Source organism: Myxococcus sp. AM011 (genome assembly GCF_013372595.1).
GTDB lineage: Bacteria > Myxococcota > Myxococcia > Myxococcales > Myxococcaceae > Myxococcus > Myxococcus eversor.
The window spans coordinates 1-18,103 of the sequence record NZ_JABXEM010000239.1 but is presented as its reverse complement, the minus strand read 5'-3'; the positions used below and the strand labels follow the sequence as shown (position 1 = coordinate 18,103).

Genomic DNA, 18,103 nt, shown 5'->3' with positions numbered 1-18,103 from the left:
GGCTGGTGGGGTGTGGGGCGCAGGCCGTCACGCAGTTGCATGCGTTGTCCCGCGTGTTCATCATCCAACGGGTGCTTGCCTTTGACGTGGACCCCGTGGCGCAGCGGTCCTTTCCCAAGCGCGTGGGTTTCCTGGGGTTGGACGTGCGCGCGGTGCCGCTGGAGACGGTGGAGGCGGAGGCGGACATCCTCTGCACGGTGACGTCCGTGGGCGTGGGAGAGGGGCCGGTGCTGGAGGACGGACGGCTGCGGCCGTGGCTGCATGTCAACGCGGTGGGCTCGGACCTGCCGGGGAAGGTGGAGCTGCCGCGCTCGCTCCTGGAGCGCAGCCTGGTGTGTCCGGACTTCCTTCCCCAGGCGCTCGTGGAGGGCGAGTGCCAGCAGCTCCGGCCCGAGCAGGTGGGCCCGGGCATCATCGAAGTGGTGCAGAACCCCGAGCGCTATGGGGACTGGCGCAAGCGCTCCACGGTGTTCGACTCCACGGGCTTCTCGCTGGAGGACGAGGCGGCGACGCGCGTCCTCACGGAGCTGGCCCGGAGGCATGGCCTGGGCATGGACGTGGAGCTGGAGTGCCTCGCGGGGGATGCGATGGACCCGTATGACCTGCTCTTGCCGGGCCAGGGTGTCCAGGCCGGTGAGGAGGCGCCAGGCGACTCCCGACACAAGGTCCGCGTGGCCTGAATCGCGCTTCTCTTCCTCTCATTGCCTCTCACGCGGGAGTCCCGTGACTCGCCCGGCGGTGTCGCGGGGACTCGAGGAGCACCATGTCGCAGAGCGAGCAGTCCACCCGTCCGAAGGTGGAGCGAGCGGGGCGCCGGCCTCCGTTGGTGCACCAGCCGCACGGTGGCGTGGTGGAGCAGTCCTTCGTGCAGCAGCGGCTGTGGTTCCTCGCGCAGCTCGACTCGGAGGGGCTCGCCTACAACGCTCCCTTCGCCGCGAGGCTGAAGGGGCGGCTGGACGTGAAGGCGCTGGAGGAGGCGTTCCGCGCGGTGATGCGGCGGCACGAGTCGCTGCGCGCGACCTTTGGTGAAGTCGACGGCACGCCGGTGCAGCGCATCCACGAGGTCGTGGAGTTCGAGCTGCGCGTGGAGGACGTTGCGGACGGAGAGGTGCTGGCGCGCGTGGAGGAGGAGGCGCGAAGGCCCTTCGATTTGGAGCGAGGCCCGTTGCTGAGGGCAAAGGTGTTGAGGGTGCGGGAGGACGAGCACGTGCTGGTGTGGGTGGTGCACCACATCGTGTTCGACGGGTGGTCGGTGGGAGTGCTGGAGCGGGAGCTGAGCGAGGCGTACTCGGGGAAGGGGGGCGACGAGCGACGCGTGGAGGTCCAGTACGCGGACTTCGTGAGGTGGCAGCGGGAGTGGTTGAAGGGAGAGGTGCTGGAGAAGCAGTTGGCGTGGTGGAGGGAGGAGCTGGCGGGAGCGCCGCTGGTGTTGGAGTTTCCGACGGACCACCCGAGGCCGGCGGTGCAGACATTCTCGGGGGCGCTCACGTGGTTGCCGCCGCTCGGGACGCTGGAGGGGCCGCTTCGCGAGCTGAGCCGGAAGGAGGGGGTGACGCTGTACATGACGCTGCTGGCGGCGTTCCAGGTGTTGCTGGCGCGCTACAGCGGGCAGCGGGACATCGTCGTCGGTTCGCCCTTCGCGGGACGAGGCTCCCGGGATTTGGAGCGGATGATCGGCTTCTTCGCCAACATGCTGGCGCTGCGAGCACGCGTCGACGACGTGCCCTTCCAGGAGGTGCTCAAGCGGGTGCGGCGCTCGTGCCTGGGAGCCTTCGCTCACGAGGAGCTGCCGCTCGAACAACTGGTGGAGGCACTCCAGCCGGTGCGGGACTTGAGTCGCCCGCCGCTGTTCCAGGTGGCCTTCGTGCTCCAGGGCGAGCCCGCATCGTCGTTGGCGTTGGAGGGCGTGGACGCCTCGGACGTTCCGCTGGAGCCGGGCGTGTCGAAGTTCGACCTCACCCTGTTCGCGCGCGAGACGTCCCGAGGGTTGGTGACGTACTGGGAATACAACACGGACCTCTTCGACGAGGCGACGGTGGCGCGGCTGGCCGAGCGCTACGTGCGGTTGCTCGAAGCGGTGGTGGCGCATCCCGAGCTGCGGGTCTCCGAACTCCCCTTGTTGAGCACGGCCGAGCGGGAGCAGCTCCTCGTCGATTGGAACGACACGCGGACCGGGTACCCTCGCGAGGCGAGCATCCACGAGGTGTTCGAGGCACAGGTGGCGCGCACTCCGGATGCCGTCGCCGTGGAGTTCGAGGGCGCCCGGCTCACCTATGCGGAGCTGAACCGTCGAGCCTGTCAGCTCGCGCATCACCTGCGGCGGCATGGGGTGGCGGCTGGCGGCCGGGTGGGACTGTTCACCCGGCGCTCGCTGGAGATGGTGGTGGCGACGCTCGGCATCCTGAAGGCCGGCGGCGCGTATGTGCCGTTGGACCCGTCCTATCCACCCGAGCGACTGGCCTTCATGTGCGAGGACGCGGGGCTCCAGGTGTTGCTGGTCCAGCCGTCGCTGAGCTCGCGACTTCCCTCGGTGGCCGGGGAGGTCATCGCGCTGGAGTCGTCGTGGGCGCGGTTCGCCACCGAGTCGGAGGAGGCCCCCCGGGTGTCGGTCCCCGCCGAGGCGCTGGCGTACGTCATGTACACGTCGGGGTCGACGGGGCGACCGAAGGGCGTGTGCATTCCGCACCGGGCCGTGGTGCGGCTGGTGAAGGGCTCCCGCTTCGTGGAGCTGGGCGCGGACGAGGTCTTCCTGCAACTGGCGCCCATCTCGTTCGACGCGGCCACGCTGGAGCTGTGGGGACCGCTGCTGAACGGAGGGCGACTGGTCGTCTTCTCGGAGCACGCGCCCGCGGTGGAGGAACTGGAAGGCGTGCTGTCGCGGCATGGCATCACCACGCTGTGGCTCACCTCGGCGCTGTTCGAGCAGGTGATGGCCACCCGGCCCGATGCGCTGGCGAGTGTTCGTCAGGTCCTCACGGGAGGGGACGTGGTGTCGCCCGGAGCCGTTCGCGCGCGGCTGGCTCGGGGTGGGGCCGCCACCAATGGCTACGGCCCGACGGAGAACACCACCTTCACCACCACGCATCGACTGACGGACGTGCCGCGAGTCGGCGAGTCAGTGCCCATCGGGCGGCCCATCTCGAACACGAGCGTCTACGTGTTGGACGCGGACCTGGCGCTGGTGCCCGTCGGTGTGTGGGGCGAGCTGTACACGGGAGGCGATGGACTGGCGTGGGGATATCTCGGTCGGCCGGAGCTGACGGCGGAGCGCTTCGTGCCCCATCCCTTCAGCACGGAGCCGGGAGCGCGGCTGTACCGCACGGGAGACCGGGTGCGCTTCCGTCGCGATGGGGCGCTGGAGTTCGCCAGTCGGCTGGATGGTCAGGTGAAGCTGCGAGGCTTCCGCATCGAGCTGGGTGAGGTGGAGTCCGCGCTCGCCGCGCATCCCGAGGTGCGGGAGGTGGCGGTGCTGGCGCGTGATGATGGGCCCGGAGGTCGGTGGCTCGTCGCGTACTTCGTCCCTTCCGCGGATGCGGCGCTGACGCCTCAAGCGCTGCGGGCGCATGCACAGAGCAGACTGCCCGAGTACATGGTGCCCTCGGCGTTCGTCCCGCTGCCGGCGCTTCCGCTCACTCCGAACGGGAAGCTGGACCGGAAGGCCCTGCCGTCACCGCGAGCGGAGGACGCGCGAGGCGAGTTCGTGGCGCCGCGCACGGCGATGGAGCAGGTGGTGGCGGACGTGCTGGCGCCCCTGCTCGGCCTGACGCGGATGGGCGTGGAGGACCACTTCTTCGAACTGGGGGGCCACTCGTTGCTGGCGACCCGGGCCGTGTCGCGGTTGCGAGAAGTGGTGGGGCGCGAGCTGCCCGTGCGAGTCCTGTTCGAGTCGCCCACCGTGGCACGGCTCGCGGAGCGACTGGAGGAGAGTCACGGCGCGCAGCCGCCACCGCTGACGCATCAGCCACACGGTGGCGTGGTGGAGCAGTCCTTCGCACAGCAGCGGCTCTGGCTCACCTCGCAACTCGATGCGGGAGGGATTTCCTACAACGTCCCCTTCGCGCGACGGTTGAGTGGACGGCTGGACGCAAATGCGCTGGAGGCGGCGTTCCGAGAGGTGTTGCGAAGGCACGAGTCCCTGCGGACGACCTTCGGTGAAGTAGACGGCAGGCCGGTGCAGCGCATCCACGAGCAGGTGGGGTTCGAGCTGTGCGTGGAGGACGTGGCGGACGGAGAGGTGCTGGCGCGCGTGGAGGAGGAGGCGCGACGGCCCTTCGATTTGGAGCGAGGTCCGCTATTGAGGGGGAAGGTGCTGAGGGTGGGGGAGGATGAGCACGTGTTGGTGTGGGTGGTGCACCACATCGTGTTCGACGGGTGGTCGGTGGGAGTGCTGGAGCGGGAGCTGAGCGAGGCGTACGCGGCGAAGGTGCGCGGTGATGCGTCGGAGCGGCCCGGCCTGGAGGTTCAGTACGCGGACTACGCGAGGTGGCAGCGGGAGTGGTTGAGGGGGGAGGTACTGGAGAAGCAGTTGGCGTGGTGGAAGCAGGAGCTGGCGGGAGCACCGCTGGTGCTGGAGCTGCCGACGGACCGGGCGCGGCCCGCGGTGCGGACCTATCGTGGCGCGCTGAAGCGGGTGGCGCTTCCCGCTGGGCTGGAAGGACAGCTTCGTGAGCTGAGCCGGAAGGAAGGGGTGACGCTGTACATGACGCTGCTGGCGGGGTTCCAGGCCCTGCTGGCGCGCTACAGCGGACAGACGGACGTGGTGGTGGGCACGCCCATCTCCGGACGGAACTGGAGACAGGTGGAGGCGCTGGTCGGGTTCTTCGTGAACACGCTGGTGCTGAGGACCGCGACGGAGGGCGCGAGCTTCCAGGAGTTGCTACGGCGGGTGCGGCGCGCGTGCCTGGGCGCCTTCGCGCATCAGGACCTTCCGTTCGAGCAACTGGTAGACGCGCTCCAGCCGAGCCGGGACTTGAGTCGCTCGCCGCTGTTCCAGGTCATGTTCGTCATGCCCGGCACCCTGTCGCCGCTGGACCTGGACGGTGTTCGAGTGGAGGAACTCGACTTCGAGCCCGGGGTGTCGAAGTTCGACCTGACGTTGTTCGCGTGGGAGACGCCGCGGGGGCTGGTGACGTACTGGGAATACAACACCGACCTCTTCGACGAGGCGACGGTGTCGCGGATGGCCGGGCACTACGGTCGGCTGTTGAGCGCGGCGGTGACGTCCTCGGAGCGACAGGTCCTGGAGCTTCCGCTGCTCGGGGACGTCGAACGACAGCGCCTGCTCATCGACTGGGGCTCGCGCCAGGACTCCACCTATGTGCCGGGGCTGATGCATCGCTGGGTGGAGACGCAGGTCGCGCGAACGCCTCACGCGGAGGCGGTCTCGGATGGCACTCGTTCGCTGACCTATGGGGAGCTCGACGCGCGCGCCAACCAGCTCGCGCAGCACCTGGTGGCGCTGGGCGTCCCACCCAACGGCTCCGTGGGCTTGTGTCTGGACCGGGGGAGCCTGGAGATGCCGGTGGCGGTGCTCGCGACCCTGAAGGCGGGCGCGGCCTTCCTCCCGCTGGACCCGACCTGGCCCGTCGAGCGACTCGCGCTCATGCTGGAGGACACGTGCGCGCCCGTGGTGCTGGCGCAGTCGCACCTCGTCGCGGCGCTGCCTCCTGGCACAGGGGCTCGATTGGTGTGTCTGGAGGACGAGAGCGCCGCCATCGCCAGGCGCCCCACCGTGGCTCCCTCCGTCGACGTCTCGCCGGAGACGAACTGCTACTTCGTCTACACCTCGGGAAGCACCGGCCGGCCAAAGGGCATCGTCATGTCCCACCGCGCGGTGGGCAACATGCTCTGGTGGTTGCTGCGGCGCACGGTGAAGCCGGACGCCACCACGCTCCAGTTCGCTTCGCTCAACTTCGACGTCTCCTTCCAGGAGCTGTTCGGCACCTGGTGCCTGGGCGGGCGCGTCCTGCTCATCACCCCTGAGCTGCGCAGGGACCCCAGCGCCATGCTGCGGTACATGGTGCGGCACCGGGTGGAGCGACTGTATCTGCCCTTCGTCGCGCTCCAGGCCGTGTGTGACGCCGCCGGCGCGGAGGACGTGCTGCCGCCATTGACGGAGGTGGTGACGGCGGGAGAGCAGCTCCAGGTGACTCCGGCGCTGGTGGCCTTCTTCGAGCGGCTCCCGGGCTGCGTGCTGGAGAATCAATACGGGCCGTCGGAGGCGCACGTCGTCACCGCCTGGAGGGCTTCGGGCCCACCGTCGTCGTGGCCCGCGCTGCCTCCGGTGGGCGAGCCCATCACCAACGTGCGGCTCTACGTCCTGGACTCGAAGGGCGCGCCTTGCCCCATGGGTGTCCCGGGCGAGGTGGGTGTCGCGGGCGCCAGCCTCGCGCATGGCTACCATGGTCGACCGGACCTGACCGCGGACCGCTTCGTCCCGGACACGCTCGGCGCGGTGCCCGGTGAGCGCTACTACCGGACGGGGGACAGGGCCCGCTGGCTCGCGGATGGGAACCTGGAGTTCCTGGGCCGCCTGGATGGGCAGGTGAAGCTGCGCGGGTTCCGCATCGAGCTGGGCGAAGTGGAGGTGGTGCTGCGAGCCCTGCCTGGCGTGCGCGACGCGGTGGCCGTCGTCCGCGAGGACGTGCCGGGAGATCGACGGCTCGTGGGCTACGTCGTCTTCCAGGAGGGCCAGCGACTGGAGCCCTCGGAGTCGCGCGCGCTGCTGCAAGCGAAGCTGCCCGAGTACATGGTGCCCTCGGCCTTCGTGTCGCTGCCCACGCTGCCGCTGGCTCCCACGGGGAAGGTGGACCGCAAGGCCCTGCCCGTGCCGCGCGCGGAGGAGGCTCGCGGTGGCTACGTGGCGCCGCGCACCGCGATGGAGCGGGTGGTCGCGGAGGTCTTCGGACCGTTGCTCGGGCTGGAGCGCGTGAGTGTCGAGGCTCACTTCTTCGAGCTGGGAGGACACTCGCTGCTCGCGACGCAGGCGGTGTCGCGCTTGAAGGAGGTCATCGGTCGCGAGCTCCCGGTCCGCGTGCTCTTCGAGTCCCCCACGGTGGCCCAGCTCGCCGAGCACCTGGAGGACGTGCTGGAGGATGCCAGGGGCGCGGCACCACCGCCGCTGGTGCGAGGGCCCCCGAGCGCCGTGGCGGAGCAGTCCTTCGCGCAGCAGCGACTGTGGTTCCTCTCCCAGCTCGATGCCGAGGGCTTCTCCTACAACATGCCCTTCGCGGTGAGGCTGAAGGGTCCGCTGCACGTGAAGGCGCTGGAGGGCGCGTTCCACGAAGTGGCGCGCAGGCACGAGTCCCTGCGGACGACCTTCGGCGAAGTGGACGGCAGGCCGGTGCAGCGCATCCACGAGCAGGTGGAGTTCGAGTTGCGCATGGAGGATGTGGAGGAAGGGACGGTGCTGGCGCGAGTGGAGGAGGAGGCGCGGCGGCCCTTCGATTTGGAGCGAGGCCCGCTGTTGAGGGGGAAGGTGCTGAGAGTGGGGGAGGAGGAGCACGTGTTGGTGTGGGTGGTGCACCACATCGTGTTCGACGGGTGGTCGGTGGGGGTGTTGGAGCGGGAGCTGAGCGAGGCGTACGCGGCGAAGGTGAGCGGGAAGGCGGTCGACGAGCGACGCACGGAGGTGCGGTACGCGGACTACGCGAGGTGGCAGCGGGAGTGGTTGAAGGGGGAGGTGCTGGAGAAGCAACTGGCGTGGTGGAAGCAGCAGCTCGCCGGGGCGCCTCCTGTGTTGGAGCTGCCCACCGACAGGCCTCGGCCCGTCATGCAGTCGTTCAACGGCGGCCATCTGGCGGTGCGGCTTCCTCCGGAGCTGGCGGGCGCGCTGCGCGAGGTGAGCCGAAAGGAGGGGGTGACGCTGTACATGACGCTGCTGGCGGGGTTCCAGGCCCTGCTCGCGCGCTACAGCGGACAGACGGACGTGGTGGTGGGCACGCCCATCTCCGGACGAAACTGGAGGCAGGTGGAAGCGCTGGTGGGCTTCTTCGTGAACACGCTGGTGGTGAGGACGGAGACGGAAGGCGCGAACTTCCGGGAGCTGCTGCGGCGGGTGCGGCGTGCGTGTCTGGGCGCCTTCGCGCATCAGGACCTTCCGTTCGAGCAGTTGGTGGATGCTCTCCAGCCGAGCCGGGACTTGAGTCGCTCGCCGCTGTTCCAGGTCATGTTCGTCATGCCGGGGCCCACGGCGCCGGTGTCGCTCTCCGGCCTCGGGGTGGAGGAGGTGTCCTTCGAGCCGGGCATGGCGAAGTTCGACCTCACCCTCTTCGTGCGTGAGCTGCCCCAGTCGCTTGTGACGTACTGGGAATACAACACGGACCTCTTCGACGAGGAGACGGTGTCGCGGATGGCGGGGCACTACACGCGGCTGCTCCAGGCCGCGCTCTCCCATCTGGGACAGGACGTGGAGTCGCTGCCACTGTTGGGGGAAGCGGAGCGGCGCCGTCTGCTCGTGGAGTGGAACGCCACCGAGGCACCCCGCTCCTCGGCGCCCTGCGTGAATGTGCTCTTCGAGGCGCAGGCCGCGCGCACGCCCGACGCCATCGCCGTCCGCTTCGGAGAACAGACGCTGACGTACGGCGAGCTGAACCAGCGAGCGAACCGACTCGCGCGCTTCCTCCGCCGTGGAGGAGTGGGCCCTGATGTTCCGGTGGCGCTGTGCGTGCGCCGCTCACTCGACCTGGCCGTGGGCGTGCTGGGCGTCCTCAAGGCGGGCGGTGCCTATGTCCCGCTGGATCCCGCCTATCCGCGCGAGCGTCTGGAGTGGATGCTCCGTTCGTCGGGTGCGTCGTGGCTGCTCACGCAGTCCTCGCTCGCGGGTGTACTGCCGGAGGGCATCGCTCGCGGGCTGGCTCTCGATACGGAGGCGGCTCGCTTCGCGGAGGAGTGCTCGGCGGACCTGGAGCCGGTGGCGAGGCCGGAGTCACTCGCCTACGTCATCTACACCTCGGGCTCCACCGGCATGCCCAAGGGCGTGGCCATGCCGCACGGGCCGCTGCTCAACCTCGTGCAGTGGCAGCTCGGTGTGTCCCTTCAGCCGAAGGCCCGGACGCTCCAGTTCTCTCCGCTGAGCTTCGACGTGAGCTTCCAGGAGCTGTTCTCCACCTGGGCCGCGGGAGGCGAGCTGGTGCTCATCCCCGAGGAGCTGCGCCTGGATGCGCACGCCCTGTTGGAGTTGATGGACCGGTGTGAAGTGGAACGACTGTTCATGCCGTTCGTCGCGCTCCAGAATCTGGCGGAGGTGGCGGACCGCGAAGACTTCGCGCCGCGACGACTTCGCGAGCTGGTGACGGCGGGCGAGCAGCTTCGAGTGACACCCGCGTTGCGACGCTTCGCGCGGCGGTTGCCCGGCTGCGTCCTGCACAACCACTACGGGCCCACGGAGTCGCACGTGGTGACAGCCCACACGCTGGAAGGGGACCCCGAGTCGTGGCCAGACCTGCCCTCCATCGGCCGGCCCATCGCGAACGCCCGCGTCCATCTGCTGGACTCGCGACAGGCGCCCGTTCCGCTCGGTGTCCCGGGGGAGCTGTATCTCGGAGGTGAGGTGCTGGCGCGTGGCTACCTCCACCGTCCGGAGCTGACGATGGAGCGCTTCGTGCCGGACCCGCTCGACATCGCGCCTGGGGCGCGGCTGTACCGCACGGGCGACTTCGCGCGATATCGACCGGACGGGACGCTCGAGTTCCTGGGGCGACGCGATGCGCAGGTGAAGGTCCGTGGCTATCGCATCGAGCTGGCGGAGATCGAGGCCGTGCTCGCGCGGCACCCGGCGCTGAAGGATTGCGTGGTGGAGGCTCGCGAGGATGGCTCGGGTCTCACGCGCCTGGTGGCCTATGTCGTGGGCGGAGAGGGCGGTCCTCCGGCGGCCTCCGCGCTGCGAAGCTTCCTCAAGCAGCGACTGCCCGAATACATGGTGCCCGGACTCTTCGTGCCGCTGGACTCGCTGCCGCTCACGCCCAGCGGCAAGGTGAACCGCCGAGCGCTGCCCGAGCCGGAGGGGGAAGTGACGGTGCGCTCGGTGGCGCGTGTTCCTCCGCGCACCTCGCTGGAGCTTCAGCTCGTTCGTGCCTGGGAGGAGACGCTGGGCCTGCATCCCGTGGGGATTCGGGAGGACTTCTTCGAACTGGGCGGCCATTCGTTGTTGGCCGTGCGGCTGCTCGGCCGGATTCGCGAGCTGACCGGACGCGCGCTCCCGGTGGCGACGTTGTTCCAGGGCGCGACGGTGGAGCGCATCGCAGGCGTGTTGCAGCAAGCGCTGGGGCCATCGTCGTCATTGGTGGAGCTGCGGAGCGGAAGGGCGAAGCGTCCGTTCTTCTGCATTCATCCCGTGGGCGGAACGGTGCTCGCCTACGCGGAGCTGGCGCACCTGCTGGGACCGGACCAGCCGTTCCATGGATTGCAGGCTCCGGGACTCGACGGCGAGGGGGTTCCCCACGACAGTGTAGAGGCGCTGGCGGCTCACCACCTGCGCGCCATACGCACCGTGCAGCCGCGAGGACCCTACCTGCTCGGAGGGTGGTCTCTGGGCGGCACGCTCGCCTACGAGATGGCTCAGCAGCTCCAGGAGCAAGGCGAGCAGGTGGACCTGCTGGTGCTCATCGACACCTATGCGCGAGCCCATCCAGGAGGTGTGATGGACCGCGAGTGGCTGGAGCCCGCGAGGTTGGGCGCGCTCTTCTTCAGGGACCTGCTGCGCGCGGCGGGCACAGACCTGCCGTGCTCCGAGGAAGACCTCTCACGGCTCTCTCCGGCTGAGGCGCTGCGGCTCCTGGAGGATGCGGGACGTCAGGCGGCGGCGCTGCCCGAGTCGGGCCTCACGGCGCTGCGTCAGGTGTTCGAGGCCAACCTTCGGGCCTCATGGCGCTATGTGCCGAGCCCCTATTCGGGCGCGTTGGTCTCCATCGAGTCGGGCGAGTCGCCCCGTCCCCACGAGTGGGAGCTGCTGGCGAGGGGCGGCGTGGAGGTCCACACGCTTGCCGGAGACCACTACGCGCTGCTGCGGCTTCCGGGCGTCCAGAAACTCGCCGCACTGTTGCGCGACGCACTGGCGCGAGCCCATGCGAAGGCCCAGCCCCGGAGCGTGTCCGCGTGAGCCCCACTCACGAGGACGGAGGATGCGCGCGCGCCTCCAGCGAGGCGAGCCGACCCGGAAGCAGCACACGCACGCTCAGTGCCAGCGCGAAGAACAACAGCGCCGCGCCCGCGGTGACGGCGCGCAGTCCCAGTCGGTCCCCGAGCGCTCCCTGCAACCACACGCCGCCGGAGTACCCCACGTTGAGGACCAGGTTGAACAGGCCGCTCACGCGCACCTGCATCTCCGCGCTCGCGCGCCCCTGGCACAACGTCCTCAGTCCTCCCACGGCGAGCAGGTACAGCGCGCCGAGCACGAAGAGGAACGTCCCCGCGATGGGCACGTTCGGAGACAGCCAGTACGCGGCGGCCACGGGCCCCAGCAGGAGCATCGTCCGCTCCAGCAGCGCTCCTCGCCCCCAACGCTCGGCCAGCGTCCCCGCCAGTACGGCGGCCGTCACCGCGCCCACGCCCTGCACCGTGGTGAGCAGCGACACCGTGGCCGCGTCGCCCTGGAGCACCCGCAACGCGAGCACCGGCACCAGCGCGATGAAGGGCGAGATGAGCACGGCCACGCCCAGCGTGCCGCCCAGCGCCGCGGCGATGCCCACGTCCTCACGCGCCGCGAGCAGCCCGCGCTTCACTCCACTCCACAGCCCCTCCCCAGGTCGCGGGTTCCCCCGACGCACCGGTCCCATCGAGGCCAGCGCCACCAGCACCGCCACGAAAGAGACCGTGTTGAACACGAACGCCCACGCCACCCCTCCTCGCGTGAGGATGAGGGCCGCGAGCGCCGGGCCGAAGATACGTCCCAGGTTGGCCTGCGCCAGGTCCAGGCTGAGGCCGCTATGAAGCTGCTCGGACGGAAGAATCACCGCCGTCATCGCGGAGAAGACCGGCAGCGTCAGCGCGCTCATGCAGCCGTGCAGGACGCAGAGGATGGCCAGCGGCGTGAGCGTGAGCCGCCCCGTGGCCGCCAGCACCGCGAGCGCTCCGGCAATCACCGCCTGCGCCAGCGTGCACACCGCCAGATAGGCCCGTCGGTCGAACCGGTCCGCCAGCGTTCCCGCGAGTGGGACGAGCACGATGGAGGGAAGGAACGCCAGCGCGGTGATGCGGCCCATCCACTCCGCGCGCCCCGTCGTCTCCGTCACGTAGATGCCCAGAGCGACGAGCTCCATCCACGTCCCCAACGTGGAGATGAGCCCGCCCCACCAGACCTTCACGTAGGCCGGGTGACTGAAGGCACGAAACGACGGATGACTCGAAAGTCGCCGGATGGACATGGGACGTCGCGACAGTGGAGCACAGAAATCGCTCTTGCCGAGGCAGCTGAGAAATGCCGCCTCGCTGCACTCGCGTGCCTCTCGTGGCTCGCCTTGACGAGGGCGGAGAAGGCTCCCAGACTGCACGCGCCTGGGACTCAGGGAGGGTGTGAAACATCGCGCCCCATGAACCCGTTGCCGTCAGCGACAGCGACGGCGGTTGAACAAGGAGCAAGGGCATGCAAGCACTGACGAAGCAGGCGGAAGAGACCGGGCAGGCTCTGTGTCCCACGTGTTCTCAGCCCATCGACGGCACGGGCCGTGTGCAGGGCGAGGTGCTCACGTGCACGGGCTGTGACGGCGAGCTGGAGGTGGTGGGCCTCAATCCACTGCGGCTCGAAGAGGCACCCGAGGTAGAGGAGGACTGGGGCGAGTAGGCCCTGGATCGACATGAGCTCGAACGAGACAGTGGAGCAGCCCGTTCTCTCGCCCGGAAGGGTCTTCGCCCAGGCGGTCGCCACGCAGGGCGCGAAGGCCTCGGTGGATTTCCCGCACACCATCACCGAGGCCTTCCCGGGCTTCAAGCGACGTCCGCGCATCGCCGTGCGCGGCCTCTTCAAGGTCGCGAAGGCGGACGGTGCCAAGGTGAAGTACTGGCACGAGACACCGCCGGAGACGGCGCCCACCGTGGCGGTGGAGGACGTGGGCCTGCGGCCCGAGGCCGCGTTCGAGTTCCACACGGACCTGGCGACGCTCAAGCCGACGACGGCCTGGATTCAAGTGCCTCCGGCGCTGCTCGATGACCCGGAGACGCTGGCGACGTTCATCGACTTCCGGCTGCTGGTGCGGCTGTGCACCGCGGAGAACCAGGCGCTCGCGCGCGGACGCGGAGGAGACCGGGTGCGCGGGCTCCTGGAGACGCCAGGGATTGCCCGCCTGCCAGCGCTCTCGGACCCTGTCTCATCGCTGCTCGCCGCGTGTGACAGGGTGGAGCAGATGGGCGGCAGCGCCGACGGCATCCTCGTCAACCCGGCGGACTACTACCGGTACTTCGTGGGACGCGGTGGACTGCTGGCGGACCTGACCGCCATGGGCGTGCGCATCGCTCGCGCGCGCATGGTGGACCCCGGGCAGGTCATCGTCGGGGACTTCACCGCGGCGGCGACCATCTTCGACAGTGGCCGCTCCTCCATCCGCTTCGCGGAGGCGCCTCCGGGCATCTTCCCGCGCGAGGGCCTGGCGGTGTGCGGCGAGATTCACACCGCGCTCGTCGTCCACCTGCCGACGCACTTCTACGTCGCCTCGCTCGTCTGACGAACGCGTCGTCCGGAGCGCGACGACACCCCACCGTCCGGAGTCACTTCCTTCCGGACGGCGGGTGAGGACGTGCCCGGCTCAGGGCTTCTCCGCGTAGACCACCGCGTACTCGTCGCAGTTGAACAGCGTGAGCCACTGGAGCTGCTCGAACTCCATCTGCCGCGCGCGCTGGACGTCCTCTCGCACCTTGGCGACGGTGACGCTGCCGGGCTGCTTCTCGGCGGCCGTCATGCCCCTGAGCGCGGCCAGCGCGGTGTTGACCGCGGGGTAGACATCCGAGGCGATGGAGTCCAGCCGGACCTGCTGGAAGCCCACCTGGCGCAGCTCGGTGAGATAGCGCTGGGTCGTCCAGACGTTGGCCTCGGGAAAGGCAATCCGGCCCCGCCAGTAGCGGTGACGCAGGCGGCGCCGCAGCCCCGTGCCCGTCTCGCGGTCCGTCTTCTGGCACATGTCCGCCATGACCAGGCGCCCGCCCGGGCGCAGCACCCGGAACGCCTCGCGCAGGAAGTCGCCGCGCGTCCGGAAGTGCATCGCGGACTCCAGGGCGAAGACGACGTCGAATTCACCCGTGCCGAAGGGAAGCCGCGTCGCCGAGCCCAGCTCCAGCTTCACCACGCCGTCCAGCCCCGTGAGCCGCACGCGCTCCCGTCCGATGTGGACCTGCTTGGGCGTGACGTTGACGCCGACGATGCGCGCGGGGCGATACGCCTCCGCCCAGAGGATGTCCTGGTCCGCATACCCGAAGCCGCAGTCCAGCACCGCGTCGCGCTCGCCCAGCCGCGCCGTCCGCGCCAGCAGGTGCGCCATCTGCGCCTGGGCCGCCATGAACAGCTCACCCACCCGCTCGCAGTTCGTCTCGTCCACCCGCTCCACGTCCCGCCAGTAGCCCAGGTTGATCCAGAAGGGCTCTCGTCCAGTGCTGACGCGAATCTCTTGCGGTGTTGGAAGCCCAGTCACCCAGGCGCCCGTCTCGTTCGTATAGAAACGCTCAGGGTCCGCCAGCACCGCGCTCTTGAGCTGCCTTGCGACCTGCATGACGTTGAACATCGCGAGCCTCCCCAACAGCGATGTTGGCATTATGGCGCGGAATGCAGGAATTGAGGAGCTGTCAGGGCACATAAATGTCAATGGCAAGCGTGGGGACAGGTCTGGCAAGGTGGGAGGAATTGGCGGTCCGCGCGCTCACGTGGGGCCCAGCGGGTCTCCGGACGGGCCGCTCCGGGCGCGCAGGCCGGGGCCCAGCTCGAAGATGAGGCCGAACTGGACCAGGCTCACCGGCTCCAGGAAGAGGATGTTGAGGTAGTCCTGTCCGTGCACGTACCGGACGAACGCGCCGAAGCCCGCGCCCCAGCGGGGGAGGGCGGCGGCCTCCACGTTGAACGTCCACCGTTGCGAAGGTGTCTCTCCGAAGGGGCCGTTGACGTTGCCCTCCACACGGAAGCGGTGTTCGAACCACTGCCGCTCCACCAGGAGGCCAAAACCGACATGTCCGTCGCCATAGACTTCTCTCATCTCCGGGGTGATGCCGCCGAAGGCGAGTGAGGAGTTGCGCTCGATGAAGGCTCCCACGCCGAAGCTCCATGCGGAGCGGCGGGCCAGGTCGATGTTCTCGACGAGCCGGAACTGGGCCTCCAGCCGGATGAAGTTGGTGGAGAAGTCGCCGCTCGTCTCATTGAGTGGCAATGCGCCTTCGACGGACGCGCAGCCGCCCTCCGCCTCGCTGCTCTGGTTGGCGTAGAAGCACCCCGCCTGCCCATTGGAGTAGTGCCCCACGGAGAGGTTGATGAGCGACAGGGCCAGACGCTTGGGTTTGCCCTGGTCATCCAGCCACGGCTTCCACAGGTGCGCCGCCTGGAGCGTCAGCTTGGGCATGAAGGACGGTGGAATGACGGGGCTGGACTCCTGCGCCAGCATGCGCAGCCGGATGTTCGGCGTCACCACCGCGCTCAGGATGTACTCACCCAGCGTGGGCGTGGCGTGGCCGATGTGGAGTTGAGGCAGGAAGAGATTGGGCGCGACCTGGGCCTCGAACACCAGGTGCGAGGGCTCCGGGTCTCCCACCCGTCGAATCCGATTGGGCGAGAAGAAGACGTAGGAGCGGTCCAGCCCGACGTTGAACGGCGCGTCCAACTCGAAGCGCGAGCTGGCCTCCACTCCGGGCGAAAGGCCCAGGAGGACGAGCAACCAGACCCAGGGCCGCCACGAACGGACGCGTCCAGGGGATGGAAGCTTTGCCGCGTCGGCGCTCCAGGCGGACGGCGTTTCCAGAGGGGGGAGGACAGGGGGCGAGGAGCGAGCGTCGAGGTGCACGGAGGTCTTCCCCGGTGAAGGGGCGTTGTGACCTCATTGATACGACGGTCTTCGGATATTCCGCAACGCGGAATATCTTGCTGGCGGATGATGGCCACCCCTACCGGGCGTGTGAGGTGCCGTCCTGCCCGCGCGCCTTCTGAGCTGGCTCGCGGTGCCACACGGGCGCGGGACTTGTCGCCCGTGAAGGGAATGGCTGGGATTGAATCGGAACCGGAGGTGTGAGTCTTTGTTTGCCCGCTGATCCCCGCCGTCGCTGGTGCGGGCCTCGCGTTCCACCTGCTGGACCGAGTGGTGGTCGGGCGATATCTCGACGATTGGCGTCGCTGCGGCGTGCTCTGAAAACACGTGTATTCACGCACCATTAGGTCGCCCAAACCCTCCAAAACCCGGATTCGATGACGCGCTGCGTATTGTGCGCCTTCACCCTGGGGCCTGATTATCGCGCTGTTGTCAGAGTGCCAATAAGCAATGGAGGGCTGCGCGCATGCGACTGCACCGAAGTCGTCAGTGGGCTTTTTCGAGTTCCTTGCTGTTGGCCCTGGTCGTCACCCGGGCGGAGGCCGCGGACCCGCCGTTGTTGGATGTGACGGCGAACCGCTCTCCGTTCGGGTCGGCGTGTCAGGGCCAGCCGGATTCCACGCTGTTGCCGGTGGACCCCAGAACCCTCGTCGTCCCGGGCGTCAACAAGCCGGGCGCCGCGGTGCAGTTCAACGCGTACTGGGTGGACCTGCACAACCCGCCGCCGCCGTTCGTGACGACGCTGGCACCCAACCCGAAGAACTGTGGCGAGTTCCGGGCGAGCGTCGCCCGTGGAAAGAAGAACATCGAGACCCGGGCGTACTTCCAGCCCTTCTCGACGGCGACCGCGTACTACACCATGTACACGCTGTGGGGCTATCTGTTCCGCCCCTCCGACTTCGACGAGCAGGTCATCAAGCGCTACGGAATGTCGAAGGCCCCGTTCCGCAATCCCTATCCGATGCCCTGGGAGAACCCCAACCTCACCAACGGCGGCAGCGGCCAGCTCCCGCTCGGCCTGGTGCAGGAGCGCGACTCCAACGGCCGCTGGACGGGCGCCATCGGCTCCACCTGCTCGGGCTGTCATGACTCGCGCCTGGGCACGGAGTCGGAGTCGGGCTTCGTGTGGGGCCGCTCCAACGACGCGCTGGACGCCGGCCTCATCCAGTCCGACATGTTCCGCTCCACCGTGGTGGGCAATGTCTTCCAGATTGCCCCCGTGCCCTGGAGCGTGGGCCGCGGCATGAGCGACGCCATTGGCATTGTCGACCTGCTGCCCGCGCTCTTCGACATGGACTCGCTGGCCCTGGTGCCCAGCCTGCTTGAGTATTTCCCCACCCACGCCGGTGGCATGTCCCGCGCTCCCAACTGGTGGTACCGCGCGTTCAAGACGCGCCAGTTCTGGGACGGCGCGCTGACGTCCGACAACGTCCGCTCGGAGATGGCGTTCGCCGTCGCCAACCTGGGGCGCAACGCGGCCGAGCGCCGCGCGCTGACCGCCGAGTTCGAGGACAACGACAACTTCTTCGTCTCGATGTCGCCTCCCGCCTACCCCAAGGCCATCAACACCGCGCTGGCCGAGCAGGGCGCGGTCCTCTTCCACGAGCGTGACTTGTGGGCCAATGGCGCCAACGCCACCATTCCGAAGACCCCGGGCAACGGCTCCTGCGCGAGCTGCCACGGCGTCTACTCGCCGCGCTACGCGGCCAACCCCGCGTACCTGCCCGACCCCCGTCTCAAGGGCATCTCCGGCGTCATCACCCCCATTGAAACCATCCGCACGGACCCGGCCCGCAAGGACTTGATGGCGGACGAGCGCAAGCGCCGCGCGTGGAACACGTCCTTCCTCGCCTACAACGACGAGCACCCCAACCACGGCCCCTTCTACGACGACCCCATCTCCAGCGCGCTGCGCCGCGTGCCGCGCGCCGCGTATGACACCGGCATGGGGCCCGTGTACTCACCGGAAGGGCCCAACGCGTGGATCCCTCAGTGGTCACCCAAAACCGGCCAATGAAGGTCCCCTGAAAACCGGCCAAAGGGGAGGGCCGAGACGTTGACGCGCGGGTAGGACGTGGAGTCCGCCCGGGGAATGGGCAACGTCTTGAGCGACG

Annotated in this window: 7 protein-coding genes and 1 pseudogene; 5 read left to right on the top strand and 3 right to left on the bottom strand. The window is 69.0% G+C overall.

From position 1 onward, the window contains the following. Together HUW62_RS36160 and HUW62_RS36155 are read left to right on the top strand one after the other, a co-directional pair. A pseudogene (locus HUW62_RS36160) lies at window positions 1-680 on the top strand (ornithine cyclodeaminase family protein); the annotation flags it as partial. Window positions 681-763: 83 nt separating this feature from the next. After that, window positions 764-11,098 (top strand): non-ribosomal peptide synthetase, encoded by a 10,335-nt coding sequence (locus tag HUW62_RS36155; protein ID WP_176437023.1) that lies wholly within the window; start codon window positions 764-766, stop codon window positions 11,096-11,098. Window positions 11,099-11,105: 7 nt separating this feature from the next. Here the strand turns inward: HUW62_RS36155 and HUW62_RS36150 are convergent, their stop codons facing one another. Further along, window positions 11,106-12,362, bottom strand: coding sequence for an MFS transporter (locus HUW62_RS36150; protein WP_176437022.1), 1,257 nt, complete (start codon window positions 12,360-12,362; stop codon window positions 11,106-11,108). 218 nt (window positions 12,363-12,580) lie between these two features. Between HUW62_RS36150 and lysW the strand changes: the two genes are divergently transcribed. Together lysW and HUW62_RS36140 are read left to right on the top strand one after the other, a co-directional pair. Then, window positions 12,581-12,778 (top strand): lysine biosynthesis protein LysW, encoded by a 198-nt coding sequence (lysW, locus tag HUW62_RS36145; protein ID WP_163865032.1) that lies wholly within the window; start codon window positions 12,581-12,583, stop codon window positions 12,776-12,778. A 13-nt stretch (window positions 12,779-12,791) separates the two neighbouring features. Continuing rightward, a complete protein-coding gene (locus HUW62_RS36140; RefSeq protein WP_176437021.1) occupies window positions 12,792-13,655 on the top strand; it encodes a family 3 encapsulin nanocompartment shell protein in 864 nt (287 codons plus the stop codon). Window positions 13,656-13,736: 81 nt separating this feature from the next. Here HUW62_RS36140 and HUW62_RS36135 read toward each other — a convergent pair whose 3' ends face one another. Together HUW62_RS36135 and HUW62_RS36130 are read right to left on the bottom strand one after the other, a co-directional pair. Then, window positions 13,737-14,705: a cyclopropane-fatty-acyl-phospholipid synthase family protein gene (locus tag HUW62_RS36135; RefSeq protein ID WP_176437020.1), complete on the bottom strand. Its 969-nt coding sequence runs from the start codon at window positions 14,703-14,705 to the stop codon at window positions 13,737-13,739. A gap of 135 nt (window positions 14,706-14,840) precedes the next feature. Continuing rightward, window positions 14,841-15,842 (bottom strand): hypothetical protein, encoded by a 1,002-nt coding sequence (locus tag HUW62_RS36130; RefSeq protein WP_163865035.1) that lies wholly within the window; start codon window positions 15,840-15,842, stop codon window positions 14,841-14,843. A 613-nt stretch (window positions 15,843-16,455) separates the two neighbouring features. Here HUW62_RS36130 and HUW62_RS36125 point away from each other — a divergent pair. Continuing rightward, a complete protein-coding gene (locus tag HUW62_RS36125) occupies window positions 16,456-18,006 on the top strand; it encodes a hypothetical protein (RefSeq protein ID WP_255203848.1) in 1,551 nt (516 codons plus the stop codon). Window positions 18,007-18,103: the final 97 nt, after the last annotated feature.